Annotated in this window: 25 protein-coding genes and 1 riboswitch; of the genes, 3 read left to right on the plus strand and 22 right to left on the minus strand. The window is 47.9% G+C overall.

Going from position 1 to position 23,525, the window contains the following annotated elements; genetic code table 11:
• Window positions 1-61: 61 nt before the first annotated feature.
• From rplS to smc, 8 genes are all read right to left on the minus strand, one after another.
• Window positions 62-415, minus strand: coding sequence for a 50S ribosomal protein L19 (gene rplS / locus P403_RS0102220; RefSeq protein WP_029330849.1), 354 nt, complete (start codon window positions 413-415; stop codon window positions 62-64).
• A gap of 112 nt (window positions 416-527) precedes the next feature.
• Entirely contained in the window at window positions 528-1,256 is a 729-nt protein-coding gene (gene trmD / locus P403_RS0102225) for a tRNA (guanosine(37)-N1)-methyltransferase TrmD (RefSeq protein ID WP_029330850.1), read from the minus strand.
• Window positions 1,253-1,762 (minus strand): ribosome maturation factor RimM, encoded by a 510-nt coding sequence (gene rimM, locus P403_RS0102230; protein WP_029330851.1) that lies wholly within the window; start codon window positions 1,760-1,762, stop codon window positions 1,253-1,255. Before rimM ends, trmD begins: the two co-directional genes overlap by 4 nt.
• Before the next feature lie 86 nt (window positions 1,763-1,848).
• A complete protein-coding gene (rpsP, locus tag P403_RS0102235; RefSeq protein WP_012370770.1) occupies window positions 1,849-2,124 on the minus strand; it encodes a 30S ribosomal protein S16 in 276 nt (91 codons plus the stop codon).
• A gap of 93 nt (window positions 2,125-2,217) precedes the next feature.
• On the minus strand, window positions 2,218-3,570 hold the full coding sequence (ffh, locus tag P403_RS0102240; protein WP_029330852.1) for a signal recognition particle protein: 1,353 nt from the start codon (window positions 3,568-3,570) through the stop codon (window positions 2,218-2,220).
• Between the two features lie 12 nt (window positions 3,571-3,582).
• Entirely contained in the window at window positions 3,583-3,903 is a 321-nt protein-coding gene (locus tag P403_RS0102245; RefSeq protein WP_029330853.1) for a putative DNA-binding protein, read from the minus strand.
• Window positions 3,904-4,004: 101 nt separating this feature from the next.
• Window positions 4,005-5,009 carry a signal recognition particle-docking protein FtsY gene (ftsY, locus tag P403_RS0102250; RefSeq protein ID WP_029330854.1) on the minus strand — a complete coding sequence of 335 codons (1,005 nt, stop codon included), beginning with the start codon at window positions 5,007-5,009 and terminating at the stop codon, window positions 4,005-4,007.
• Complete coding sequence (gene smc, locus P403_RS0102255; protein ID WP_029330855.1) at window positions 5,006-8,575, minus strand: chromosome segregation protein SMC; 3,570 nt, start codon at window positions 8,573-8,575, stop codon at window positions 5,006-5,008. Before smc ends, ftsY begins: the two co-directional genes overlap by 4 nt.
• Window positions 8,576-8,701: 126 nt before the next feature.
• Between smc and P403_RS0102260 the strand changes: the two genes are divergently transcribed.
• On the plus strand, window positions 8,702-8,902 hold the full coding sequence (locus P403_RS0102260; protein WP_029330856.1) for a DUF1128 family protein: 201 nt from the start codon (window positions 8,702-8,704) through the stop codon (window positions 8,900-8,902).
• A 57-nt stretch (window positions 8,903-8,959) separates the two neighbouring features.
• Here P403_RS0102260 and rnc read toward each other — a convergent pair whose 3' ends face one another.
• From rnc to P403_RS0102315, 11 genes are all read right to left on the minus strand, one after another.
• Window positions 8,960-9,730, minus strand: a complete 771-nt coding sequence (gene rnc / locus P403_RS0102265; RefSeq protein ID WP_029330857.1) for a ribonuclease III — start codon at window positions 9,728-9,730, stop codon at window positions 8,960-8,962.
• Between the two features lie 58 nt (window positions 9,731-9,788).
• The gene (gene acpP / locus P403_RS0102270; RefSeq protein ID WP_012370777.1) at window positions 9,789-10,028 is read right to left on the minus strand and encodes an acyl carrier protein; all 240 of its coding nucleotides are present in this window, start codon (window positions 10,026-10,028) and stop codon (window positions 9,789-9,791) included.
• A gap of 68 nt (window positions 10,029-10,096) precedes the next feature.
• On the minus strand, window positions 10,097-10,828 hold the full coding sequence (fabG, locus tag P403_RS0102275) for a 3-oxoacyl-[acyl-carrier-protein] reductase (RefSeq protein ID WP_029330858.1): 732 nt from the start codon (window positions 10,826-10,828) through the stop codon (window positions 10,097-10,099).
• Window positions 10,825-11,748 (minus strand): ACP S-malonyltransferase, encoded by a 924-nt coding sequence (gene fabD, locus P403_RS0102280; protein WP_029330859.1) that lies wholly within the window; start codon window positions 11,746-11,748, stop codon window positions 10,825-10,827. Before fabD ends, fabG begins: the two co-directional genes overlap by 4 nt.
• Window positions 11,749-11,767: 19 nt before the next feature.
• Window positions 11,768-12,754 (minus strand): phosphate acyltransferase PlsX, encoded by a 987-nt coding sequence (gene plsX / locus P403_RS0102285; RefSeq protein ID WP_029330860.1) that lies wholly within the window; start codon window positions 12,752-12,754, stop codon window positions 11,768-11,770.
• Window positions 12,754-13,320 (minus strand): transcription factor FapR, encoded by a 567-nt coding sequence (fapR, locus tag P403_RS0102290; RefSeq protein WP_029330861.1) that lies wholly within the window; start codon window positions 13,318-13,320, stop codon window positions 12,754-12,756. Before fapR ends, plsX begins: the two co-directional genes overlap by 1 nt.
• 85 nt (window positions 13,321-13,405) lie before the next feature.
• The gene (recG, locus tag P403_RS0102295) at window positions 13,406-15,436 is read right to left on the minus strand and encodes an ATP-dependent DNA helicase RecG (RefSeq protein WP_029330862.1); all 2,031 of its coding nucleotides are present in this window, start codon (window positions 15,434-15,436) and stop codon (window positions 13,406-13,408) included.
• Window positions 15,420-16,316 carry an L-serine ammonia-lyase, iron-sulfur-dependent, subunit alpha gene (gene sdaAA, locus P403_RS0102300; RefSeq protein ID WP_029330863.1) on the minus strand — a complete coding sequence of 299 codons (897 nt, stop codon included), beginning with the start codon at window positions 16,314-16,316 and terminating at the stop codon, window positions 15,420-15,422. The genes recG and sdaAA overlap by 17 nt, the downstream gene beginning before the upstream one ends.
• Window positions 16,317-16,320: 4 nt before the next feature.
• Window positions 16,321-16,983: an L-serine ammonia-lyase, iron-sulfur-dependent subunit beta gene (gene sdaAB, locus P403_RS0102305; RefSeq protein WP_029330864.1), complete on the minus strand. Its 663-nt coding sequence runs from the start codon at window positions 16,981-16,983 to the stop codon at window positions 16,321-16,323.
• A gap of 92 nt (window positions 16,984-17,075) precedes the next feature.
• Window positions 17,076-18,749, minus strand: coding sequence for a DAK2 domain-containing protein (locus P403_RS0102310; protein WP_029330865.1), 1,674 nt, complete (start codon window positions 18,747-18,749; stop codon window positions 17,076-17,078).
• Between the two features lie 25 nt (window positions 18,750-18,774).
• The gene (locus P403_RS0102315) at window positions 18,775-19,137 is read right to left on the minus strand and encodes an Asp23/Gls24 family envelope stress response protein (RefSeq protein ID WP_029330866.1); all 363 of its coding nucleotides are present in this window, start codon (window positions 19,135-19,137) and stop codon (window positions 18,775-18,777) included.
• A gap of 284 nt (window positions 19,138-19,421) precedes the next feature.
• Between P403_RS0102315 and rpmB the strand changes: the two genes are divergently transcribed.
• Together rpmB and P403_RS0102325 are read left to right on the plus strand one after the other, a co-directional pair.
• Complete coding sequence (gene rpmB, locus P403_RS16370; protein ID WP_023468758.1) at window positions 19,422-19,610, plus strand: 50S ribosomal protein L28; 189 nt, start codon at window positions 19,422-19,424, stop codon at window positions 19,608-19,610.
• Between the two features lie 139 nt (window positions 19,611-19,749).
• Window positions 19,750-21,156 (plus strand): amino acid permease, encoded by a 1,407-nt coding sequence (locus tag P403_RS0102325; RefSeq protein WP_034800825.1) that lies wholly within the window; start codon window positions 19,750-19,752, stop codon window positions 21,154-21,156.
• Window positions 21,157-21,513: 357 nt separating this feature from the next.
• On the opposite strand, the gene P403_RS0102330 is transcribed toward P403_RS0102325, so the two are convergent.
• From P403_RS0102330 to rpe, 3 genes are all read right to left on the minus strand, one after another.
• Window positions 21,514-22,113, minus strand: coding sequence for a thiamine diphosphokinase (locus P403_RS0102330; RefSeq protein ID WP_029330868.1), 600 nt, complete (start codon window positions 22,111-22,113; stop codon window positions 21,514-21,516).
• Window positions 22,114-22,115: 2 nt separating this feature from the next.
• Window positions 22,116-22,676: an energy-coupled thiamine transporter ThiT gene (gene thiT / locus P403_RS0102335; RefSeq protein ID WP_029330869.1), complete on the minus strand. Its 561-nt coding sequence runs from the start codon at window positions 22,674-22,676 to the stop codon at window positions 22,116-22,118.
• 64 nt (window positions 22,677-22,740) lie between these two features.
• Window positions 22,741-22,847: riboswitch (TPP riboswitch) on the minus strand.
• Window positions 22,848-22,867: 20 nt separating this feature from the next.
• Entirely contained in the window at window positions 22,868-23,524 is a 657-nt protein-coding gene (gene rpe / locus P403_RS0102340) for a ribulose-phosphate 3-epimerase (RefSeq protein WP_029330870.1), read from the minus strand.
• Window position 23,525: the final 1 nt, after the last annotated feature.

Below are 23,525 nucleotides of genomic sequence, written 5' to 3' on the forward strand. Positions count from 1 at the left end.
GTATACGCATAAACGATAAAAAAAAGAAGCTTGTCCGAAGACAAGCCACTTTTTCACATGATTAACGACGAATTTCTTTAATACGTGCCGCTTTACCACGAAGGTTGCGGAGGTAGTAAAGTTTCGCACGACGGACTTTACCGTAACGAACGACTTCGATTTGTGCAACACGTGGTGAGTGGAGCGGGAAAGCACGCTCTACGCCAACTCCGTAAGAAATCTTACGGACTGTGAAAGTTTCACTGATGCCGCCACCGTGACGTTTGATAACTACGCCTTCGAAAAGCTGGATCCGCTCACGCGTACCCTCGACGACTTTAACGTGTACACGGACTGTATCCCCAGGACGGAACGAAGGGACGTCTGACTTGATTTGTTCTTGTGTAATTTCACGGAACAATTGTTGTGTGTTCATGAATGATTTCTCCTTTTTTCACCAATGTTCTTATCTTCATTTGCTTATTGCATCCAACAGCGGAACATCGTTAATAGGTGGCTTTTGCCACATGTTTTAACTTATCACAGATTCAGTCGTTTGACAATCCTGAAATTGACCGGAGGTACTTTAAATCACTTGCCGACAAATCGGCTGACTCAAGTAAATCTGGACGTCGCTCCTGTGTTCGTTTCAAAGCCTGTTGTCTTCGCCACTGCTCGATTTTTGCATGATTCCCGGATAATAAGACGTCCGGGACCACTAATCCGTTATAGTCGGCAGGACGGGTATAATGGGGGTATTCGAGCAGTCCGGTCGAAAAGGAATCGTCTTCATGACTGGCCGATTTGCCAAGGACGTCAGGTAACAGTCGGACAACAGCATCAATCATCGTCATCGCCGCGAGTTCCCCTCCCGTCAAAACGAAGTCTCCAAGCGAAACTTCATCTGTCACCAGTTCGTCATGAATCCGTTGATCAAATCCTTCATAATGTCCACATAAAAAAACAAGTTCTGATTCCTGCGCCCATTCTTCTGCTACTGTTTGATCAAAACGCTGTCCTGTCGGTGTCATCGCAATGATGCGACGGTTCGCTTTCGGCAAGGCCGCAACAGCGTCAAAAACAGGTTGCGGCGTCAACAACATCCCTGCCCCACCCCCGTAAGGAGAATCATCGACACGCCCATGTCGATTCGTCGAATAGTCGCGAAAGTTAATGTACTCGAGATGTATTCGCGCATCTTCTTGTGCCCGTCCGACGATTGAATGATCGAGTGCTGTGAACATATCCGGAAAAAGCGTCAAGACTTTGATATTCATCCTTCAATCAATCCAGGTAATGGTGTGATTTGAATCCGCTTTTCTTGCACATCGATCGACGCGACGACTTGTTCGATATACGGAATCAAGACGTCTTTTTTTCCTGGACGTTTAATCGTCCAGACATCATTTGCTCCGGTCTCTAAGATTTCCGAGACGACCCCGATTTTCTCATCTCCGTCATAGACGTCGCAACCGATGATTTCGTGGTAGTAATATTCATTTTCTCCGAGCTCTTGTAAGACTTCCGGCTGTACGAAAAGTTTCATCCCTTTATACTTTTCGACGTCGTTGATGTGATGCATTCCTTTGAAGGTCACCATGACGAATTGTTTATGTTTCCGGTAACTGCTCACAGTCAGCGGTACATACGTCCCCTCTGTCTCGAGAAATACGTCATTTCCGACTTTAAAGCGTTCCTCCGGAAAATCGGTACTCGCAAGTAACTTCAATTCGCCCTTTAGACCGTGTGTGTTCGCGATTTTCGCGACTTCTAACCATTGCATCTTCTTCACTTCCTTCCTTTAAAATCGTCAATCAGATATTTTTCTGCAACAAAAAGGAGGTAAGCTTTCGCTCACCTCCAAATGTCTTACTTCGCGAGTTTCGCGTTGTGGAATTTCTCCATGATACCAGCTTTTGAGAAGAGGTTACGAACTGTGTCTGACGGTTTAGCACCTTCAGCGAGCCATTTAAGAGCGAGCTCTTCGTTAAGTTTTACTTCTGCTTCTGGTTTAGCAACCGGGTTGTAGTATCCGATTTGCTCGATGAAACGACCATCACGTGGTGCACGTGAGTCTGCTACTACCACACGGTAGAAAGGTGATTTGTTTGCGCCCATGCGCTTAAGACGAATTTTAACTGCCATTCGTAAGTCCCTCCAGATATTAAATAGTTTTTTGGTTTAGTCAAATTGACAACTTCACTAGTATACAACGTTACAGCAAAAGAGAAAAGACTTTTAGAAGAATGGGAGGCCAAAGCCGCCTTTCTTTTTCCCTTTGCCCATTTGGCCGGAGAATTGTTTCATCATCTTCCGCATGTCTTCAAATTGCTTGATCAACCGGTTCACTTCTTGAATGCTACGACCACTGCCGCGCGCAATCCGTTTCCGACGACTCGCATTGAGGATTTCCGGTTCAGTCCGCTCCCGTTTTGTCATCGATTGAATAATCGCTTCGACATAAACAAGTTGCTTCTCATCGATTTGAGCATTTTTCAAGCCCTTCATCTTTCCTTTACCGGCACCCGGAATCATTCCTAACAACTCATCCAAAGGACCCATCTGTTTCACTTGCTGCAACTGCTCGATGAAATCGTCAAACGTGAACGATGCATCGCGCATTTTGCCTTCGAGCTCCTTGGCGCGTGTTGCGTCCATTTGGAACTCTGCCTTTTCAATCAGCGATAACATGTCTCCCATACCGAGAATCCGTGACGCCATCCGCTCTGGGTAGAATGGCTCGATTGCGTCTAGCTTCTCTCCAAGACCGACGAACTTAATCGGTGCTCCGGTGACTGCCTTGATGGAGAGTGCTGCTCCGCCTCGAGTATCTCCGTCGAGTTTCGTCAGGACGACCCCTGTCACGCCGAGCTTTTCATTAAAGCTTTCTGCGACATTGACCGCATCCTGACCCGTCATCGAGTCGACGACAAGGAAGATTTCGTTAGGCTTGGCGATTTCCTTCACATCGACAAGTTCCTGCATCAGGTCCTCATCGACATGTAAGCGTCCCGCCGTATCGATCAACACGATATCGTGGTGATGCTCTTTTGCATAGTCGAGCGCGCCGGTTACGATTTCTTGTGGACTTACCTGATCTCCCATCGAGAAGACCGGTAATTCAAGTTGTTTTCCTAGCGTCTCAAGTTGTTTAATCGCAGCCGGACGGTAAATGTCCGCTGCTACGAGCAGTGGACTGCGATTGTGTTTTTTTCGTAAATGATTGGCGAGTTTTCCAGTCGTCGTCGTTTTACCAGCACCTTGGAGACCAGTCATCATAATGACGGTCGGCGGACGGTTAGCGAGCGTCAACGGAGATACTTCCCCCCCCATCAATTTCGTCAATTCGTCATGGACGATTTTGACGACTTGTTGACCGGGTGTGAGAGACGTCATCACGTCTTGACCGACGGCACGCTCCTTCACATCATTTACGAACTGTTTCACTACTTTGAAGTTGACGTCGGCTTCTAATAACGCGAGGCGAACCTCACGCATCATTTCCTTTACGTCCGCTTCAGAAATCTTACCTTTACCTCGCATTTTGGCGAGACTGGCTTGGAGCCGTTCCGATAATCCTTCGAATGCCATTGATGATGCCTCCTACTCTAATTGCTCCAGTGACTCAATCGCCACCAGTGCCTCGCTTGGAAGGTCGAGCCGCTTCAGTTCATCAAGAAGGATCTTTCGCTGTTCATATTTTTGAAACAAAGAAAGTCGTTCTTCATATTGCTCAAGCATCGCTTCCGTACGTTTTATGTTGTCGTAGACTGCTTGTCGGCTGACTTCAAACTCATCGGCGATTTCACCTAACGAAAAATCATCTAAATAGTAGAGTGACATATAATTTCGTTGTTTCGGCGTCAAAAGCTCCTGATAAAAGTCAATCAGATAATTCATCCGGTTCGTTTTATCAAGTGTCATCCGAGCACCTCCACGGTTGTTAAGTGAAATTCCTTTACAGATAGTATAGTACAGCCCTCACAGTGTGTTGTCAAGTTTTTTTCTTTACAAGCAAACCTAGCTTATTCCTCTTCCGGTGCCTCTTCCGTCGTTTGCTTTTCTTCGAATACGTCACCGAAGAGACCATGGACGAATTGCTCGGCATTAAACGGTTGGAGATCGTCAATTTTTTCACCTAATCCAACGAACTTCACGGGTAGGTCCAGTTCGTTTTTGATTGCGAGAACGATACCACCTTTTGCTGTCCCGTCGAGCTTCGTCAAGACGATGCCGCTGACATTCGTCGCTTGTTTGAACGCTTTGGCTTGCACCATCGCATTTTGTCCGGTCGTCGCGTCGAGCGCCAGCAGGACTTCGTGTGGTGCCCCTGGAATTTCACGTTCGATGACACGTTTGACTTTCTCGAGTTCATTCATCAAATTGACTTTGTTTTGGAGACGTCCTGCCGTATCACAAATCAAGACATCGACTTTCCGCGCTTTTGCCGCCTGGACAGCATCGAAGACGACGGCAGCAGGATCTGATCCTTCTCCTTGACGGATGACCGGTACGCCGGAGCGCTCGCCCCAGACTTGCAACTGATCGATGGCTCCTGCTCGGAATGTATCCCCTGCTGCGAGCATGACCGTTTTCCCTTCATTTTTCAGGCGATTCGCAAGCTTCCCGATCGTCGTCGTTTTTCCGACGCCATTGACACCAACGAACAGAATGACATTTAACTCATGATTTAAATCAAGTTCCGTTTCTTCTTCTTCAATCAACATATTGGCGACGACTTCAACGAGTACATCACGGACTTCTTTTGTGTCCTTAACGTTTTTTCGTTTGACTTCGACTTTTAGTTTTTCGACCAAATCCATCGTCGTCGTCACACCGACGTCAGCTTGAATCAACACTTCTTCTAACTCTTCGAAAAATTCTTCATCGACTTCCCGGAAACGATAAACGAGATCATTGACGGCACTCGCAAGCCCGTCCCGCGTCTTCGACAACCCTTCCGTAAATTTAGTCGTGACTTCCTGTGTCGACGTCGTCAACCGATCTTTTAACTTTTTAAAAAAACTCATTGTTTTAGCTCCTTTGATTCTACTTCTTCAGTCAATGTTCGTCGTGCCTCTTCTAGTTTAACGGATAACACTTCCGAAATACCGTTTTGTTGCATCGTCACGCCGTATAAAACATCTGCTGACTCCATCGTCCCTTTTCGGTGTGTGATGATGATAAATTGTGTATCACGCGCCAACTGATGAACGAACTCACCGAACCGGGCAACGTTCGCTTCGTCAAGAGCTGCTTCGACTTCGTCAAGGACACAAAACGGGACAGGACGCGTCTTCAAAATCGCGAACAACAAGGCAATCGCCGTCAATGCGCGTTCCCCACCAGATAAGAGTGACAAGTTCTGTAGTTTTTTACCCGGTGGTTTCGCAACGATGTCGATGCCGCTCGTCAAGAGGTCGCTCGGATCGACCAGAATCAAGTCCGCTTCTCCACCGCCGAACAGTTCGCGGAAAGTCTCACGGAAGTGTTCCCGTACCGCCGTAAACGTCTCTTTAAAGAGTCGGACGACTTCACGATCCATCTCATCGATGACGGCATATAAATCCGTTTTCGCCGTCACTAAGTCATCACGTTGCGTCGAGAGGAACGTAAACCGTTGATCGACTTCAGCGAACTCTTCAATCGCACCGATATTGACAACTCCGATTTCTTCTAATTGACGCTTGAGGAGGTGTACTTCCTCTTTCGCCTCTTCGAACGGAATCGTCAGCGGTTCAATCAATTCGAGAATCAGCCCCATCTCGTCGAGTGTCTCTTGACGTGTTTCAAGACGTGTACTGATTCTGCCGTGGTTGAGGCGTGCTTGATCGACTTGTTGTTTTGCCGACTGTTGCTCCTCTTTCAGCTTCGCTTCCCGGATTCGTAGAAGTCGTAAACTTTCGCCGTCACGTTGGATTTGGTCCGTGATTGCTTTCAACTCTTGTTCGACCGTTGTTTGTTCTTTAAGCATCTGCGCCTGCTCTGCATGCAATGCTTCAATTTGACCTTCGCCAAACCCTTCGAGCACATGTTTTAAATCACGTCGCTTATGACTCCGTTCGAGTTTCGCATGATTCAACGATTCTTCGATTCGTTCGACTTCACGATTGACTTGATCTAACTTCAAGATCATTGTCCGTTCTTCGAGCAAGGCATCTGCTTGTTGTTGTTTCAAGTCTTCGATTGTCACAGCACCACGGGCCTGTGCCTCTTTTAGCTGATCGAGATCACGTCTGAGTTCTTGTTGCCGCTTCGTCAAGTTCGCGATATCGTGCTCAGCTTGTTCAATCGTCGCCTTCGCTTCCCGTTCTTGCTCCGCCAACCGTTGCAACTGGCCATCTTGGACGGACAGTTCCGAAGCTGTGATTGCGAGACCATGTTTCGCCTCCGTCAATTCATCCCGAAGTGATTCAAGTGTCGTTCGCGTCGTTTTCATTTCTTGCGCAAGCGTCTCAAGCGTAACGTTCAATTGTTCATCTACTACTTTCATCTCCGCAAGGCGGCGCTCTTGTTCACGAATGACCGCCTGTCCTTGCGTCAGCCCTTCGCGGAGTTCGTCTAACTCCCGTGATTGACTAAAGAGTGGCGTCCCTTTTTTCCAGCTCCCCCCTGTCATCGAACCACCGACGTTGACGACATCTCCGTCGAGCGTCACGAGCCGATACCGATGTCCCGTCGCACGGGCAATCGCGTTCGCTTGTTCAAGCGATTCGACGACAAGCGTCGTCCCGAGCAAGTTCTGTTTTAATTTCGTCAGCTCATCCGTCGTCGTCACGAGTTCACTCGCAACGCCGATGTATCCTTGCATCGCAGATAGTTGATTGCGAACCGATTGATTCAAATCGCGCCGTTGAATCGAACTGAGCGGCATGAACGTCGCACGTCCCGCGTTTAGACGACGTAATTCCTGAATCAATTTCCGCCCCGTCGCGTCTGTATCGACGACGACGTTTTGCATGGCACCGCCAAGTGCCGTTTCGATCGCCGCTTCATATCGGGCCGGTACGGAAATCAATTCGGCAACCGCTCCATATATTCCTGAAATGTGATCACGCTGTTTCAAAATCGTTTTGACGGCACCGAAATAACCACTGTAATCTGCCTTGACGGACTCCAAAAATTCAATCCGGTCCTCTGTTTTATCACGCCGGCGATGGAGATCGACGATGGATCGTTCGACTTGCGTCATCATCGTTCGCTGTTCGTGTTGCTTCGTTTCAACTTGCGTCTCTTCCGCCACTAAGGCATCGAGCTGTTGCCGCACGTTGAAAGAGCTCGCTTCTAGTCGGTCAACCTCGGCCGCATAAGCTGTTTGCGCCGATTGTTTCGACCCTGTCCCTTCCGCGAACGTCCGGCGTAACTCTTCCGCACTCTGTAAATCTTGTTTTGCTCGGTTATAGGCGTTATTCGTCGCCGCCAGTCGACTCGCTACTTCAAACGCTTCAGACCGTAGTTGCTCTGCTTCTTTTTCAAAATCACGGTCCGAATACGTTAATGCGGCATCTGCTTGTTCACGACGTTTGACAGTTTGCTCGTATGTTTGCTTCGTCTCATCTCGTAAGCGAGCTGCTTTTTTCGCCTCATCCTCAATTAGGGAAACACGCGCTTCAAGCGTCGCGACTTCTTGTTCTAAACGCTCTTTCATTTGCGTCCCATGTTTCTCACGTTCTTTTGCCAAGTTCAGCGAACCTTGAATCTCAACGAGCGTCGTCGAGACGGTTCGCAACCGTTCCTGCATCTCTGTCTCTGTCCGGCGAATGTTTTCAAGCATCGTTTCTTGTTCTTCTCTCGAGGTTTGCGTTTCCTCAAGACGTGCCTGTTCATTTGACAACTCACGCTCACACGTTTCGATTTCCATCGTCAATTGGGCAATTTGTTCCATATAACTTTGAATTTCTTCTGCAATGATGCCACGTTCTAAAAAATCGAACCGGTCGCGGGCAATCAAATACTCTTTTGCAAGCGCTGCTTGTTCTCGTAACGGCTCGATTCGTCCACCGAGTTCAAATAAAATATCATCGACACGTGAGAGATTCGTCTCCGTGTCACTCAGCTTCCGCTCCGCTTGTTTTTTCCGGTGGCGGTATTTTAAGACACCTGCTGCCTCTTCGATGACGGACCGCCGCTCTTCCGGTTTCCCGGAGATGACTTGTTCGACACGTCCTTGACCAATGATTGCGAAGGCATCACGGGACAGACCTGTATCCATAAAGAGATCGAGGACGTCCTTCAAGCGGCATGGTTTTTTATTAAGAAAATAATCACTGTCTCCATTTCGACTGACGCGTCGCGTCACGCTCAACTCTTGGTAAGGTAAAGCAACCGTTCCCGACTCATTATCGAGGACAAGCGTCACCTCTGCGAACTGCTTTCGATGTTCTGACATACTGCCGGCGAAGATGACATCTTCCATCTTCGCACCGCGCAATGATTTAGCCGATTGCTCACCGAGCACCCAGCGCACTGCATCCGATATATTCGACTTCCCACTACCGTTCGGTCCGACGACTGCCGTCACTCCCGGTAGGAAGTCAAGTTCTGTCCGGCTCGCAAAAGATTTGAAGCCGTTGATTTCAATTCGTTTTAAGTACATCTTTACCACCCATATGTTTAAATTTCTTTTAATTTTCTTTTAGTTTACCATAGCCGAAAGGTCTACAAAATGGTAGGTTTTATGGTAATGTTAACGGTAAAGACGTGAAGAGGAGAATTCAACGATATGACAATTGAACAAATGATTGAAGCAATCTTGGATAAATTAAATATTATTAATAAAGGCGTCATCAAAGCTGAGCAGTTCGATGGCACAAAAAATGACGACTTAAAAGAAATTTATGAGTTCGTCATGATGCGTGAATCGTTATCACTCGCTGAGGTCGATGCAATCGTCGATGAACTAAAATCACTGAAGACGGTGTAAGAAACCATATAAAAAAGGCGTTCCCAATCGGGCGCCTTTTTTATATGGTTTTTTTACTTAAAATTGTTTTTTCAGCACAAGCAAGGCTTGTTTCGCTGCTTGCTGTTCTGCTTCTTTTTTCGAACGACCGGTCCCGATTCCTTCAAGCTTATCCGGGACTTGAACACGCGAAATGAATTCCCGGCTATGTGCAGGACCACGTTCTTCGATGATCTCGTATTCAATTTGTCCGAGGCCGACCCGTTGGATCGCTTCTTGTAATTGGCTCTTGAAGTCTGTCTGCTCTTCGAAGAAACCAGATGCCACTTTCGGAAAAACCGCTTCGGCGAGGAATCGCTCTGCTGCTTCAATGCCTTGATCGAGATAAAGTGCACCGATAAACGCTTCAAATACGTCAGCAAGTAATGCTGGCCGATTTCGTCCGCCTGTCAGTTCTTCCCCTTTACCTAGCAAAATCATGTCAGAGAATTCATAATGATTGGCAAACTGGACGAGCGATGGTTCACACACGATAGCTGCTCGCAGTTTTGTTAATTCCCCCTCGGAACGTTCCGGGTAGTGTTCAAATAAATATCTTGAGACCGTCAATTCTAAGACTGCATCCCCTAAAAATTCAAGTCGTTCGTTATCCCCATCCGATTCACGTTGTTCATTGACAAACGAAGAATGAGTAAACGCTTGCTTCAACAATTCGACATTTGAAAAATGAATCGAAAGGCGCGTTTGTAACTCTTCGAATTTTTGCTCGATTTGAGCAAACGTCCGCGCATCTTTTCGACGTTTTACGTAAGGTCCTTTTCGGACACGACGTCCTTTTTGATTCGTCATAATTCCTCCTAAACAGCTAAATCCCACCGCAAAAAGAGCGGTGGGTCAGCGTCAATGATTAGACTTGTGTTTCGATGTAGCTGACGACATCGCCGACAGTCTTCAAGTTTTCTGCTTGATCGTCTTCGATTGTGATTTCGAATTTATCTTCGAGATCCATAACGAGTTCCATTACTTCAAGTGAATCTGCACCGAGATCGTCTTTGAACGATTTATCGAGTGTGATTTCACTTTGCTCTTTACCTAATTTTTCTGCGATTGCCTCTTGTACGTCTACTAAAATTTGTTCTTTTGTCATTTGAAATCCCTCCATGAGTTGAGTATATAAGATGATTGCCGATTTGGCAAAGTACTACCGGTGTTCAGTTACATTGTCATGCCGCCATCAACTGCGAGCGTTTGCCCTGTGATGTAACGGGCTTCGTCCGAAGCGATGAAGCTGACGAGTGCTGCAATGTCTTGCGTTTGCCCAAACCGTTTCAATGGAATTTGTCCAAGTGACAGATTCCGTTGATCGTCCGTCAATTCATCGGTCATGTCTGTTTCGATGAATCCTGGGCAAATCGCATTCGCTGTGACCCCTTTACTTGCGAGTTCACGGGCGACCGATTTCGTCAACCCAATCAAACCGGCTTTCGCGGCCACATAGTTCGCTTGCCCCGGATTACCCGTGATGCCGACGACCGAAGCGATATTGATGATGCGACCACCCGTCTTCATCAACGGGCGTGACGCCGCTTGTGTGACGAGGAACGCACCTTTTAGGTTCGTATCAATGACAGCATCAAAGTCGGCTTCTTTCATACGCATCAACAAACCGTCGCGTGTGATACCGGCGTTGTTGACGACACAATCCAGTTGACCGAATGCATCGACGGTCTGTTTAACCAACGCCTTGACTTGATCAGCTTTCGCAACGTCTGCTTGGATGGCGATTGCCTCACCACCAGAAGCGATGATATCCGCGACGACGGCTTCTGCTTTTTCTGTGCTACCGGCATAGTTGACGACGACTTTAAAACCATCTGTCGCGAGACGTGTTGCGATTGCCGCACCGATTCCTCGTGAGGCGCCTGTTACGAGTGCTACCTTACTCATCCACGAATTCCCTCCGCTTCTAGTTGTTCAAGTGTCGTGATACTAATGATTTTAACGTCTTTTTTGATACGTTTGACAAGCCCACTAAGTGGTGAAGACGGTCCGAATTCGATGAAGGTATCGACACCCTCTTCAATCAATTGCTCGACACATGCCTCAAAGCGAACAGGTGAATACAATTGTTGAACGAGCAGTCGTTTCAAGTCGTCCGGTTGATCGTGAAACGATCCGTCCACGTTTGAGATAAACTTCGCTTGCGCCGCTTCGAATGGTGAAGAAGCAAGGAAATCTTCGAAACGTGGTGCGAACGGTGTCATTAAAGAGGAGTGGAACGCACCGGAGACATCGAGTGGTAAGACACGCTTTGCACCGAGCTCTTTTAATTTCGCTGTCGCCGATTCGACGGCTGCGACGTGCCCTGAGATGACGAATTGGCCAGGACAGTTGTAGTTCGCGATTTGCACGATTTCACCTGTCGCCGCAATCGATTCGACGGCATGGTGCGCGGCTTCGACATCACTTAAACCGATGACGGCAGCCATCGTTCCACCTGAAACCTGGTTCATCAACTTACCACGTTCATGGACAAGATAAACGGCTTCACTCGGCGTAAGGACCGATGCTGCGACAAGCGCGCTGTACTCCCCGACGCTATGCCCAAGGACATAGTCCGGTTTGTTACCGAGTGCTGCATAACGAGTGGCGAGAAGTGTACTATGTGCGACGATTGCGGGTTGAGCAAGCTCCGTCGCCTTTAGTTCTTCTTTTGTCCCCGTCGTTAACAGCGTTGTTAAATCTAGGCCGATTCGTGTTCCGAGATCGACTAACGTTTGTTTAGTTTCTTCCTCACTGACAAGTGTCTGTCCCATACCGGGCATTTGTGACCCTTGCCCCGGAAACATCCATACCGTTTTCCCCATCTCGCTCACTCCTTTAGCTCTATTTTGTCTTCGCTTCAATGATTTTCGCAACGACGTGTTGCTCGACCATCATTTCAGCCTGTGCCAGCGCACGACTGAAGGCATAGGCATTGCTCGAGCCGTGTGCTTTGATGACAGGTGCCGCAATTCCGAACAGCCCGGCCCCACCATATTCTTCGTACGCGAGCAATTGCTTCATTTTTTTAAGTTTCGGCTTTAAAATTAACGCCGCGATTTTCGAACTGAATGAACTCATGAACTGTTCCTTCATGACACCCATAATCATGCTTGCAGCACCTTCCGTACTTTTCAACAACGTATTCCCTGCAAATCCTTCTGTGACGATCACGTCCACATCACCACTCATCGCTTCTCTCGCCTCGACATTCCCAATAAAATGAATAGGGGCAGTCTCAAGTAAGGGATATGTTTCCTTCGTCAGTGCATTGCCTTTACCAGCTTCTGAGCCGATATTGAGCAGACCAACTTTCGGTTGTTTGATACCACGTACTTGTTCTGCGTAGACTGATCCCATGATGGCATAATCAAGCAAATGTTCTGCTTTTGCATCCGGATTAGCACCGACATCTAAGATGACGACACCTTTTCCGTTTCTTGTCGGGAAAGTCGGGGCCAGCGCAGGACGGTCAACCCCTTCGATTCGACCAATCACAAACAATCCGGCAGTCATCAGTGCTCCCGTGTTGCCTGCTGAAATCAAGGCATCCGCCTCTTTTGTTTTCACCAGGTTTGCAGCCACAACGAGTGAGCTATCTTTTTTCCGTCGAATCGCACGGACCGGTTCGTCTTCTCCAGTGATGACAGTTGCCGCGTGAACGATCGTCACACGGGAATCCTTGATGTCGTAAGAACGTAACTTCAATTCATCTCCAACCAATCGAATTTCAATGTCCGCCTTCGGGCGCTCCCCTAAATACTGAATCACACCTTCGACAATCGCACGAGGGGCGTTGTCGCCACCCATTGCATCTACTGCTAAAATCATCATGATTCCTCCTTACTACTACGATACACCGTAAACTCACCGATAAAGACACACTCATCACCGACATAACTTTCGACGTTGATGTCTGATCGTCCATCTTGTCGATGGGAACTGACGAACGCTTTCGCGACGACACGTTCCCCAACATGGACAGATCGTGTAAATTGCACGTTTGCTCGTGTCGTCAATGCTAACTCGTCATCAATTAACGCGATGGCGAGCGAATTGGCTTGAGCGAACAGAATATGCCCGCGTGCAATCGCGTTCCGGCTAAAAGCGTGTTCCGGCAAAATTTCTAAAATCGAAATCGCAGATGTATCAAGTTTCAGGTCAATCATATCACCAATGACTTCGCTTTCGGTCAAAGTACGCACGTCATCGAGTCGTTCTGTCGCGACGTGTTTAATCCGTTCCCGTAATTCAGGGATTTTCAATTCCATTCGATCGAGCCGAATCGTCTGAATGCTGACGTTAAAATGAAGCGCAAGTGCTTCATCCGTGATGAATGGATTTTGTTCAATTGTATGCTGTAGTTCTACTTGCCGTTCTTTTTTAGGTACCCGCATGTACGTTCCTCCTACAAGAAGGATAATCACTATTATCACCTGGTACTAATAGTAGTATATATCCCCCGTTGTTCACTTTCAAGTATTATTCAATTCTTTCTCCGTCAAGCAGTCCTTGCTCTTCGATATAATGGCGTAACACGTCGTAGTCCGATGTTTGCCAAAAGGCATCCGAACGCAACAAGCGGACGGCGTCGTTCCGGGCTGTTTCCATGATTTGAATATCGAGGGCAGGATCTGTCAGGACGAAGCGTGGCAATCCACTTTGTTCTGTCCCAAAGAAATTACCCGATCCGCGTAGTTCTAAGTCTTTTTCCGCTAATTTGAAGCCGTCGTTCGTCTCTGTCATCGTCTTAATCCGCTCTTTCCCGGTGTCAGACGACGGATCAGCAATCAAGATACAATATGACTGTGCATCCCCTCGTCCGACACGTCCACGCAATTGATGCAATTGCGCGAGACCGAATCGTTCTGCGTCGTAAATGACGATGATTGAGGCATTCGGGACGTTCACCCCGACTTCGACGACAGTCGTCGAGACGAGGACTTGGACCTGATTGTCCTTGAAAGCTTGCATGACCTCGTCTTTTTCAGACGAGCCGAGACGTCCGTGCATCAAACCAACTTGATTGTCGCGGAAACGTTCGACGAGAACGGCATGCAATTCCATCGCATTTTGAACATCAAGCGATTCAGATTCCTCGATCAATGGCGTGATGACATAGGCTTGTCGCCCGAGAAGTAACTCCTTCTCCACAAAACCAAAGACGCGTTCAATCTGTTCTGGTTTTGCCCAGTACGTTTCAATTTCTTTACGCCCTGCTGGCATCTCGTCGATGATCGAAACATCCATATCGCCAAACACAGAAATCGCAAGTGTTCGCGGAATCGGTGTCGCCGTCATATAGAGGACATCTGCTTGTGCTGCTTTTGCTCGGAGGCGCTTCCGTTGCTCGACACCAAACCGATGTTGTTCGTCCGTAATCACTAAATGTAAGTCCTTGAAGACGACTGTATCCTGAATCAAGGCATGGGTGCCGACAAGGATATCGATTTCTCCTTGCCGTAAGGCTTCTAGCAATAACACACGGGCCTTTCCTTTGACAGAACTCGTTAAGAGACCGACTTTAATCCCGAATGGTTCGAGTAACGGGGCAAGTGAGGAAGCATGCTGCTCCGCTAGTATTTCAGTCGGAACCATCAAGGCGCCTTGCTTGTTCGCACGAATCGTCGCGAACAGGGCAATCGCCGCGATGACGGTCTTCCCACTTCCGACATCTCCTTGCAGCAACCGATTCATTCGCTCTGCTCGATGCATATCACTCAAAATTTCTTCTGTCACTCGTTTTTGAGCGCCTGTCAACGGAAATGGCAATCCTGCAATAAACTCGTCGACGGCTGCTTGATGTAACGGTAAAGCAATCCCTTGTCCCTGTCGCTTTCCAAGTCGTAATGTCTGAAGCTTTAACTGAAAATAGAGGCACTCTTCATACACATAACTTCTTCTCGCCGCTGTCAATTCTTTTCGATGCGTCGGGAAGTGTAACGCCTTTAGCATCGTCATCCGGTCGAGAAGTCGATACGCCGTCCGAATCGAATCGGGCACCCGCTCCCCGACTGATTCTACTGCTGCGAAAGCGAGTTCGACGACACGGCGGAACGTCTTCATCCGCATGTCACCTTTTAAGGAATAGACGGGTGTCAGTTCACCTTCGATCGCCCCGAATTGAAGTTCCGTCGCTGAAATCGTCATCCGATGCAAATCCCACTTGCCGCTGACCGTCACTTCTTCCCCTAACTTCAATTGGGCTTTGTAAAAGGCACGATTGAACATCGTCACCGTGACGCTGTAGCGTTCTTCGACAAGTAACCGGAACGTTAGCCGATTCTTACCTTTTCCGTAATAACGAACGAGCGGTTCTGATTGAACTTGACCTGTGAACTTGACCTTATCTTCATGGATCGCTTCCGTTAAACTCCCCGTAACGAAATCATCGTAACGAAATGGGACGTGCTCCAGCACGTCCGAGATCGTTACGATATCCATTTCTGCAAGCTTAGTTGCCAAATCACGCCCGACTCCCTTAAGTGCCGTGACCTCACTTGATGGATTCATTCGATAAATCTCCAAAAATCTTCGACTCGAGCCAGCGTCCAGTCGGTGTATTCGCAAGACCGCCTTTCGCCGTTTCACGTAAGGCAGAAGGCATCATTTGACCGATTTCATACATTGCCGAGATGACTTCGTCACACGGAATACGTGACGTGATGCCAGCCAGTGCCATATCGGCTGCGACGAGCGCATTCGCTCCTCCCATCGCATTTCGTTTGACGCACGGGACTTCGACAAGTCCAGCGACTGGGTCACAGACGAGACCAAGCATATTTTTTAAAGCAATTGCAAACGCATGCGCCGATTGATCCGGGGTTCCTCCTGCCATTTCGACAATCGCAGCAGCTGCCATTGCTGTCGCCGAACCTACTTCCGCTTGGCATCCGCCTGCCGCACCTGAGATGGAGGCATTATTGGCAACAACGAACCCGAACGCACCCGATGTGAAAAGGTATCGGAGCATCTCCTCGCGTGAAGGCTGAAGCCGTTCTTTGACGGCGAACAACGTCCCTGGGACGACGCCCGCGCTCCCTGCTGTTGGTGTCGCACAGATTTTCCCCATTGCCGCGTTGACTTCATTCGTTCCGATGGCTTTGCTGACGGCATCTAACAAAAGATCTCCCGATAACCCGTTCCCTGACGCCCGATATCGTTGCAGTAAGACTGCATCCCCGCCTGTCAAACCGGTGACCGATTCGACACCGTCACCTGCAAGTGACCGTTCGACAGCTTCTTCCATGACTTGTAAATTCCGTTCCATCATTGCATATACTTCATCACGCTCTAAATGGCGGACCGTCATTTCTTGTTCAATCATGATTTCTGAAATCGGCACATTTTTTTCCGTAGCGAGTGCTACGAGTTCTTTTACTGATTTAAACATTTCTTCACTCTCCCATCATGACGGATCGTTCGACCTGTGGTAACCGATTAATTTCTTCAAGCACTTCTTTAGGCATCCGATCATCGATTTCAATCGCCATCAAGGCTTGACGTCCTTTTTCATGGCGCGACACTTCCATGTGACCAATGTTAATTTCATAGTCTGCGAGAATGCTCGTGACTGCCGCAATCGCCCCGAAACGATCGTGGTGCAAGACGACAAGTGCCGGCCCGCCACCTGAGAGACGTAACGGTACACCATTCAATTCTGTAATTTCAATCGTTCCTCCACCAATTGAAATGCCGACGAGTTCAAATTGATTTTCTCCATCAGTCAAATGGACTCGCGCCGTATTCGGATGGTCCGTCAGTGCTTCACTCGTCTCAAAATGAACCCGAATTCCTTTCCCTTCGGCGATTTTAATCGACTCAGGAATTCGATCATCAAACGTATCATAACCAAGTACACCACCAATGATCGCTACATCGGTTCCGTGCCCCCGGTACGTATCGGCAAACGATCCATAAAATGTGATATAAATGTCTGTTGGCGTTTCCCCGAACAACTTACCCGCCATCAAACCGATTCGTGCTGCTCCTGCCGTATGGGAACTCGATGGTCCTACCATGACAGGACCGATGATATCAAATACACTACGATACTTCATTTCATTTCCCCCTCTCTTTTAAACAAAACAAAATCCCACCTCTATTATCGCAGATGGTGGGATTCGTGAAAAGGTAACTTCACGTTTATTCTTTATTCAACACTAAGAATATATGAATAGAGCGGTTGCTTTCCGTCGTGAACTTCGACTTCAGCGTCCGGATTGATTGATTCGATGTAAGCGACTAACTCGTCGACTTCATCTTGTCCTACGCCTTCTCCGAATAAAATCGTTACGATTTCGTCGTCTTCCGTGACGAGCGTATCGATGAGTTTCTTCGCTGCACCGAGACTCGAGTGATCTGTTGCGACGATTTGTTTTTCCGCAATCGCCATGTGATCATCTTTTTTAATCTCGACACCATCGATACTCGTATCACGGACAGCATATGTGATTTGTCCTGACTTGACAGCACCAATCGCATCTGTCATGTGACGTTCGTTCTCATCGACTGTCGCTTCCGGGTTGTAGACGATTGTCGCAGCCAGTCCTTGTGGGACCGTTTTTGATTTCACGACCGTCACGCCGCATGATGCAACAGATGCTGCTTGTTCAGCCGCCATGATGATGTTCGAGTTGTTCGGATACACATAGACGTGCTCCGCATGCGCGTCTTCAATCGCTTTGACGATATCTTCCGTCGACGGGTTCATCGTCTGTCCACCTTCGATGACGATGCTGACGCCGAGTGATTTAAAGAGCTCACTGATCCCTTCGCCCATTGCGACCGTGACGAGTGCAGATTTCGCTTTCGCTTTCGTTGCAACTGGAGCTGTTACGTGATTGACGCCTTCTTCTTCTAAAATCGTTGAGTGTTGTTGGCGCATATTTTCGATTTTAACCGCGACGAGTTCACCGAATTTTTGTCCTTTGTTGATGACATCACCTGGTGTCTCGACATGGACGTGAACTTTGAGCAACTCTTCATCTGCGACGACGAGCAGTGAATCTCCGAACTCAGATAATTCGTTACGGAATGCTTCTTCACTGAACGGTGCATTCGCTAACTTATCATCTTGGAAACGAACCATGATTTCTGTACAGTAACCGTAATGGATTTCCTCTGTCGACATGAAGCTTTGAGCCGATTTATGATGCTCTGCTTCGACGAGTGCTTCCATGACAGGAGCATGTGGTTTTTCAAGTTCTTTTCCTTCGAGTGTCGCAAGGAACCCTTCATAGATACAAACAAGTCCTTGTCCACCAGAATCGACGACACCGACTTCTTTTAAGACCGGTAAAAGATCGGGTGTTCCTTCGAGTGAAACTTTTGATGCATCGACGATTCCGCGCATCAATTCAAGTAAGTCCGTCGTTGTTTCCGATTGTGTGATCGCAGCGACTGCTGTTTCACGAGCAACCGTTAAAATCGTCCCCTCGACTGGCTTCATCACGGCCTTATATGCTGTATCGACACCTTTTTGCAAGGCATCTGCGAATTCTTTCGTATCAATCGTTTCTTTTCCTTCGATTGATTTCGAGAAACCACGGAATAATTGACTTAAGATAACACCCGAGTTCCCACGTGCCCCCATTAAAAGACCTCGTGCGAATACTGATGCGACGTCTGCGACAGATTCAGATGTTGCGTTCGTTGCTTCTTTCGATCCCGATGTCATCGTCAAGTTCATGTTCGTTCCTGTATCGCCATCCGGCACAGGGAATACGTTCAGCGAATCGACGAAATCTGCATTTTGATAGAGATTCGCCGCGCCATTTTGAATCATCTTGACTAATTGCGCTCCTGTTAAACGATCTACACTCACTAAAGTTTCCTCCTCTATTTCCGTCTTAGACATTCGTCAAGCGGACTCCTTGGACAAAAATATTTACAGATGTCACTTCTAACCCTAACGCTTGGTTCAACGTATATTTAACACGGCTTTGAACATTGTTCGCGACTTCAGAAATTTTTGTACCGTAACTCACAATGATATGCATATCGATGTGGACTTGTTCTGAAGATTGTCGAACGATGACACCACGTGCAAAATTCTCACGTTTCAATAATTCAGCTAGCCCATCTTTGATTTGTGATTGGGATGCCATACCAACGACACCAAAACATTCCATTGCAGCTCCGCCCGCCAGTTGCGCGACGACATCATTATCTACATCAATCTTTCCATAGGTCGTTTTCATCTCGATCGCCACCTGAGTAGCCCCCTTTAACTAATTGTGTTCTTCTCGTAATTCTACTATAAGGACCTACTATTGAAAAGTCGCCGTACTGACTATACAATGAATAAGTGAAAAATAGTAGCGGTCAAATGAACTTTTACCATCATCCTCATCCATTATTTTAAATTTTGAGGTTCTCTGTCAAGTTTTTTTCTTGTCAGCTACTTTTTTTATGTTGCAACCGTCCTGACACCATGCTAAGATAGCAAAGTGTCTATTAGGACGAACGCAAAACAACATAAAAGGAGGCGGAACGCATGGCACGTAAATGCTACGTTACTGGAAAATCGCCGAAGTCGGGAAACAACCGTTCACACGCATTGAACAAAACGAAACGCACTTGGGGAGTCAACGTACAAAAAGTACGTATCCTCGTTGACGGTAAACCTAAAAAGGTTTGGGTTTCAGCTCGAGCTCTTAAATCAGGTAAAGTCGAACGCGTATAAGGCGCAAAAACCGGACGGGAATCTTCCCTTCCGGTTTTTTTGTCGTCTTTTTTATTTTTCTCCTAAAGTAATTGTCGCAGCGTTTGAAAACGCTTACAATAAGTTGGCAGTTACTTGATTGCTCAAGGGGGAATTCATCATGCAGTTAAAAAGAGCCATGACAAGCCGACATCTATTCATGATTTCGCTTGGTGGTATTATCGGGACGGGGTTATTTCTCGGTTCAGGGTTGACGATTTCGCAAGCAGGACCACTCGGGGCGGTCCTCAGTTACATCGTCGGCGGAACAATCATGTACTTAACGATGCTCTGTCTAGGAGAGATGGCTGTCCACATGCCTGTGTCCGGTTCATTCCAAACGTATACGACACGTTTTATCGGTCCAGGCATCGGTTTTGCCGTCGGTTGGATTTATTGGCTCGGCTGGGCCGTGACCGTCGCTCTAGAAATCACAGCTGCCGGTAGTCTGATGGATCGCTGGTTTCCAAACGTTCCTGTCGTCATCTGGTGCGCCTTATTTACCGTCATCTTATTCGGTTTGAACGCTATCTCTGCGAAAGCATTCGGGGAAGCAGAATTTTGGTTTTCAAGTCTTAAAGTACTCGCCATCCTGTTCTTCATCGGACTCGGGGGAGCCGCATGGTTCGGATGGATTGATATGGCGGCTGAACGACCAGCTACGTTGTTCGCGAACTTCACGGCGAACGGCTGGTTTCCGAACGGGGCTCTCGGCGTCTTGACGACGATGATTGCCGTCAACTTCGCTTTCCAAGGAACAGAATTGATTGGAGTCGCTGCCGGGGAATCGAGTGATCCAGAAAAATCGATTCCGAAAGCGATTCGTAATACGGTTTGGCGGACGTTTATTTTCTTCGTCCTCTCAATCACGATCATCGGTGCCTTGATTCCGTATGAATCGGCGAGCGGCATCAGCAGTCCCTTCATCATGGTCTTTGACGCAATCGGCATCCCATATGCTGCAGATTTGATGAACATCGTCGTTTTGACGGCACTCTTATCCGTCGGAAACTCTGGACTGTATGCTGCGACACGCATGCTCTGGTCGATGTCGCAAGAAGGTATGATTTCAAAAAAACTCGCCATCGTCAATCAACGGGGTGTGCCGATGCGTGCCTTAGCGTTCACGATGTTGTTCGCGATGTTATCCTTATTGACGGCATTTTTTGCCGAGGATACCGTCTTCATCTGGTTGTTATCCATCGCCGGTCTCGGAGCGCAAGTCGGTTGGATCTCGATTTCTGCTTCGCAAATTGCTTTCCGACGTCAGTTTATCAAGTCAGGACACACGCTTGACGAATTGAAGTTCAAGACACCGTTTTTCCCAGTCTTACCGATCGTTTCGCTCTCACTCAACCTGCTCGTCTTAATCAGTTTAGGTTTTCAAGCGGATCAACGTGTCGCCTTATATCTCGGCGTCCCTTTCTTCCTACTGACATGGGCAAGTTACCACCTATTTGTCAAAGGGAAGCACCTTGCTGCCAAAAGCGAACAACAAGCAGCCAGTTCGACACTTCAAGACGAATGACTTTGACATATTACCTGGTCCTGGATACACCGGATACCGGAGCCCGCCAATCTCACCAATCTCAAACAGTCGACTGACTAAAAAAGTCGTAAACAAATCAAAGCGCCGACGCTTCCGTTTTACATACGGAGTCGTCGGCGTTTCAGCGTGTAGACAAAGTAATATGGAGTGATAAAAAGCTTGCCTCTTTTCCGTTGCTTTCAGAGGCAGGAGTCAACGAAACGTGACGTTTCTTAGTAACACAGTGACGAAAAAGCGGGCATGCAGACGGTTTAGCGCGCAATCGGTCTCGAATCGCTTAGAACCCATATCCCGATCGCTTCAGCGGGATATGATGGAGTCGCGTCTATCACGTTTTTATTTTTCGTGCGTGCGCAGGACGAGAACTTCCCCTTCGACGACCGTCACTTGCGCAACACCAACCCACTCATTGCTGACCGTCAGCGAACCACCGACCGGAACAGGATGCTCCGTCAAGGGGTATTTGACGCCGCGCAGGGTCAAGTTCGACGGGACAAGGGGAATGAAGGAAAGGTAATGATACCCTTCAGACGCGAGTTCGTACTGACCGGTTTTCCAGTACCGGACATCCTCACGTTTCGTCACGAGTCGTGCCATCGGAAATTGTTTTAACAAATAGACGTTCTGTAGCGTCATGTCGAGCCGACCACCCGTCGCACCAAAGATGAGTAGTTCAGAACCTGCAGCCTGTTCGGTAGCGTAACGTAACGCTAGTTCTAAGTCCGTTTCATCTTTTTCTGCCGGATGAAGCAATCCACCATCCGGAACGTATCCGAGCGAATCAAAGTCACCGATTGCCACATCAAAATCAAGTCCTTGCTCCACTAATGTCGCAATCCCGCCGTCAACACCGATAATCATCGTCTTGTCTTTCACGAATGGTGCGAGCGTCGGGACGTCTTCTACCGGTCCTGCCGCAACGATTAAAACTCTCATCTTTAAATACCGCGAGCGGAGTAACGTAAAAGACGTGGTGCTGTCGTAAGCAAAATACCTGCAACGACCCCACATAAAACGTACGACGGAGCCATATACGTCGCGTTATAAATGAACGAGTATGGAACGACCGGTCCTTTGGCATACTCTGCAAAAAAGACGATCCCACTGATGACATGACAGATATAACGTAGACCTGCACCTAGCAAGGTCGCAAACAAGACAATCGTCATGAGACGCTTTTTTTGACCTTCTGTTGCTGCTTTTTTGACTTGGCCTGCAAACACTCCACTCAAACCGACGACACCATATGCAAGCGTATAGTCAAGCAGCGGTTGGACGACCGTCAAGACTTGCGGAGCGAACATCAATTGAATCGTTCCGACGAGCGCACCCGTGATGACACCACCAACGACGCCGTGACGAAAGGCCATGACGAAAATCGGTAACATCGCTAAGCTGATGGATCCGCCTTGTGGCATCTTAAACGGAATCAATAAATCAAATACAACACCGAGACTCGCGAAAATCGCAATCTCCATTAACATTTGTAATCGTTTCATACTGTGTTCCTCCTAAAAATAAAATAATGATGACAACAAAAAGGCAGTACGACGGACGCCGTACTGCCTGCGTGCGCCACATCCCTACGTCCGTCTGAACGGAACAGGTTCGAAGGGTTAAAGTCTACTCACTTCTCTCAGCCGCTTGACGCGACACCCCTTGCGGTCAAAATTTAATTGTCTTGGCTCTATTATACGTGAGCCGCGTTTCGAATACTAGTGATGGCTTCTGCATAGTCTGGTGCATTGTAGATTGCAGAACCTGCGACAAGGACGTTTGCCCCATTGTCGATACACAGTTTTGCCGTTTCCGCGTTGACACCACCATCGATTTCAATTTCGAACGTCAAACCGCGCTCTGCTTTGATCATCGCTAATTGCTTCAGCTTCGTCATGACGCTCGGCAAGAAAGCTTGTCCGCCAAATCCTGGATTGACCGTCATCAACAAGACCATGTCGACTTCTTCTAGGACATGTTCAATCGTCGACAGTGACGTGTGTGGATTCAGGACGACGCCGGCCTTTGCTCCAGCCCCTTTAATTTGTTGCAAGACACGATGGACATGATTCGTCGCTTCGACATGGAAGGTGACGATATCCGCTCCTGCCGCTACAAACGCTTCGACGAAGTTTTCTGGTCGATCGATCATTAAATGAACGTCAAGGACCATGTCCGTCTTTTGACGAAGACTACTGAGGACGGGTAGACCAAATGAAATGTTCGGGACGAACTGGCCATCCATGACGTCGAAATGGATGTAATCTGCTCCTGCCGCCTCGACAGCTTTAACGTCTCGTTCTAGGTTGGCGAAATCTGCTGATAAAATAGATGGTGCGATTTTAATCATT

The organism is Exiguobacterium oxidotolerans JCM 12280 (assembly GCF_000702625.1).
GTDB lineage: Bacteria > Bacillota > Bacilli > Exiguobacteriales > Exiguobacteriaceae > Exiguobacterium_A > Exiguobacterium_A oxidotolerans.

Coding starts and splice junctions, on each gene's coding strand:
- rplS (WP_029330849.1), bottom strand. CDS start 415: ATGAACACACAACAATTGTTCCGTGAAATTACACAAGAACAAATCAAG.
- trmD (WP_029330850.1), bottom strand. CDS start 1,256: ATGAATATCAAAGTCTTGACGCTTTTTCCGGATATGTTCACAGCACTC.
- rimM (WP_029330851.1), bottom strand. CDS start 1,762: ATGCAATGGTTAGAAGTCGCGAAAATCGCGAACACACACGGTCTAAAG.
- rpsP (WP_012370770.1), bottom strand. CDS start 2,124: ATGGCAGTTAAAATTCGTCTTAAGCGCATGGGCGCAAACAAATCACCT.
- ffh (WP_029330852.1), bottom strand. CDS start 3,570: ATGGCATTCGAAGGATTATCGGAACGGCTCCAAGCCAGTCTCGCCAAA.
- P403_RS0102245 (WP_029330853.1), bottom strand. CDS start 3,903: ATGACACTTGATAAAACGAACCGGATGAATTATCTGATTGACTTTTAT.
- ftsY (WP_029330854.1), bottom strand. CDS start 5,009: ATGAGTTTTTTTAAAAAGTTAAAAGATCGGTTGACGACGTCGACACAG.
- smc (WP_029330855.1), bottom strand. CDS start 8,575: ATGTACTTAAAACGAATTGAAATCAACGGCTTCAAATCTTTTGCGAGC.
- P403_RS0102260 (WP_029330856.1), top strand. CDS start 8,702: ATGACAATTGAACAAATGATTGAAGCAATCTTGGATAAATTAAATATT.
- rnc (WP_029330857.1), bottom strand. CDS start 9,730: ATGACGAATCAAAAAGGACGTCGTGTCCGAAAAGGACCTTACGTAAAA.
- acpP (WP_012370777.1), bottom strand. CDS start 10,028: ATGACAAAAGAACAAATTTTAGTAGACGTACAAGAGGCAATCGCAGAA.
- fabG (WP_029330858.1), bottom strand. CDS start 10,828: ATGAGTAAGGTAGCACTCGTAACAGGCGCCTCACGAGGAATCGGTGCG.
- fabD (WP_029330859.1), bottom strand. CDS start 11,748: ATGGGGAAAACGGTATGGATGTTTCCGGGGCAAGGGTCACAAATGCCC.
- plsX (WP_029330860.1), bottom strand. CDS start 12,754: ATGATTTTAGCAGTAGATGCAATGGGTGGCGACAACGCCCCTCGTGCG.
- fapR (WP_029330861.1), bottom strand. CDS start 13,320: ATGCGGGTACCTAAAAAAGAACGGCAAGTAGAACTACAGCATACAATT.
- recG (WP_029330862.1), bottom strand. CDS start 15,436: ATGAATCCATCAAGTGAGGTCACGGCACTTAAGGGAGTCGGGCGTGAT.
- sdaAA (WP_029330863.1), bottom strand. CDS start 16,316: ATGTTTAAATCAGTAAAAGAACTCGTAGCACTCGCTACGGAAAAAAAT.
- sdaAB (WP_029330864.1), bottom strand. CDS start 16,983: ATGAAGTATCGTAGTGTATTTGATATCATCGGTCCTGTCATGGTAGGA.
- rpmB (WP_023468758.1), top strand. CDS start 19,422: ATGGCACGTAAATGCTACGTTACTGGAAAATCGCCGAAGTCGGGAAAC.
- P403_RS0102325 (WP_034800825.1), top strand. CDS start 19,750: ATGCAGTTAAAAAGAGCCATGACAAGCCGACATCTATTCATGATTTCG.
- P403_RS0102330 (WP_029330868.1), bottom strand. CDS start 22,113: ATGAGAGTTTTAATCGTTGCGGCAGGACCGGTAGAAGACGTCCCGACG.
- thiT (WP_029330869.1), bottom strand. CDS start 22,676: ATGAAACGATTACAAATGTTAATGGAGATTGCGATTTTCGCGAGTCTC.
- rpe (WP_029330870.1), bottom strand. CDS start 23,524: ATGATTAAAATCGCACCATCTATTTTATCAGCAGATTTCGCCAACCTA.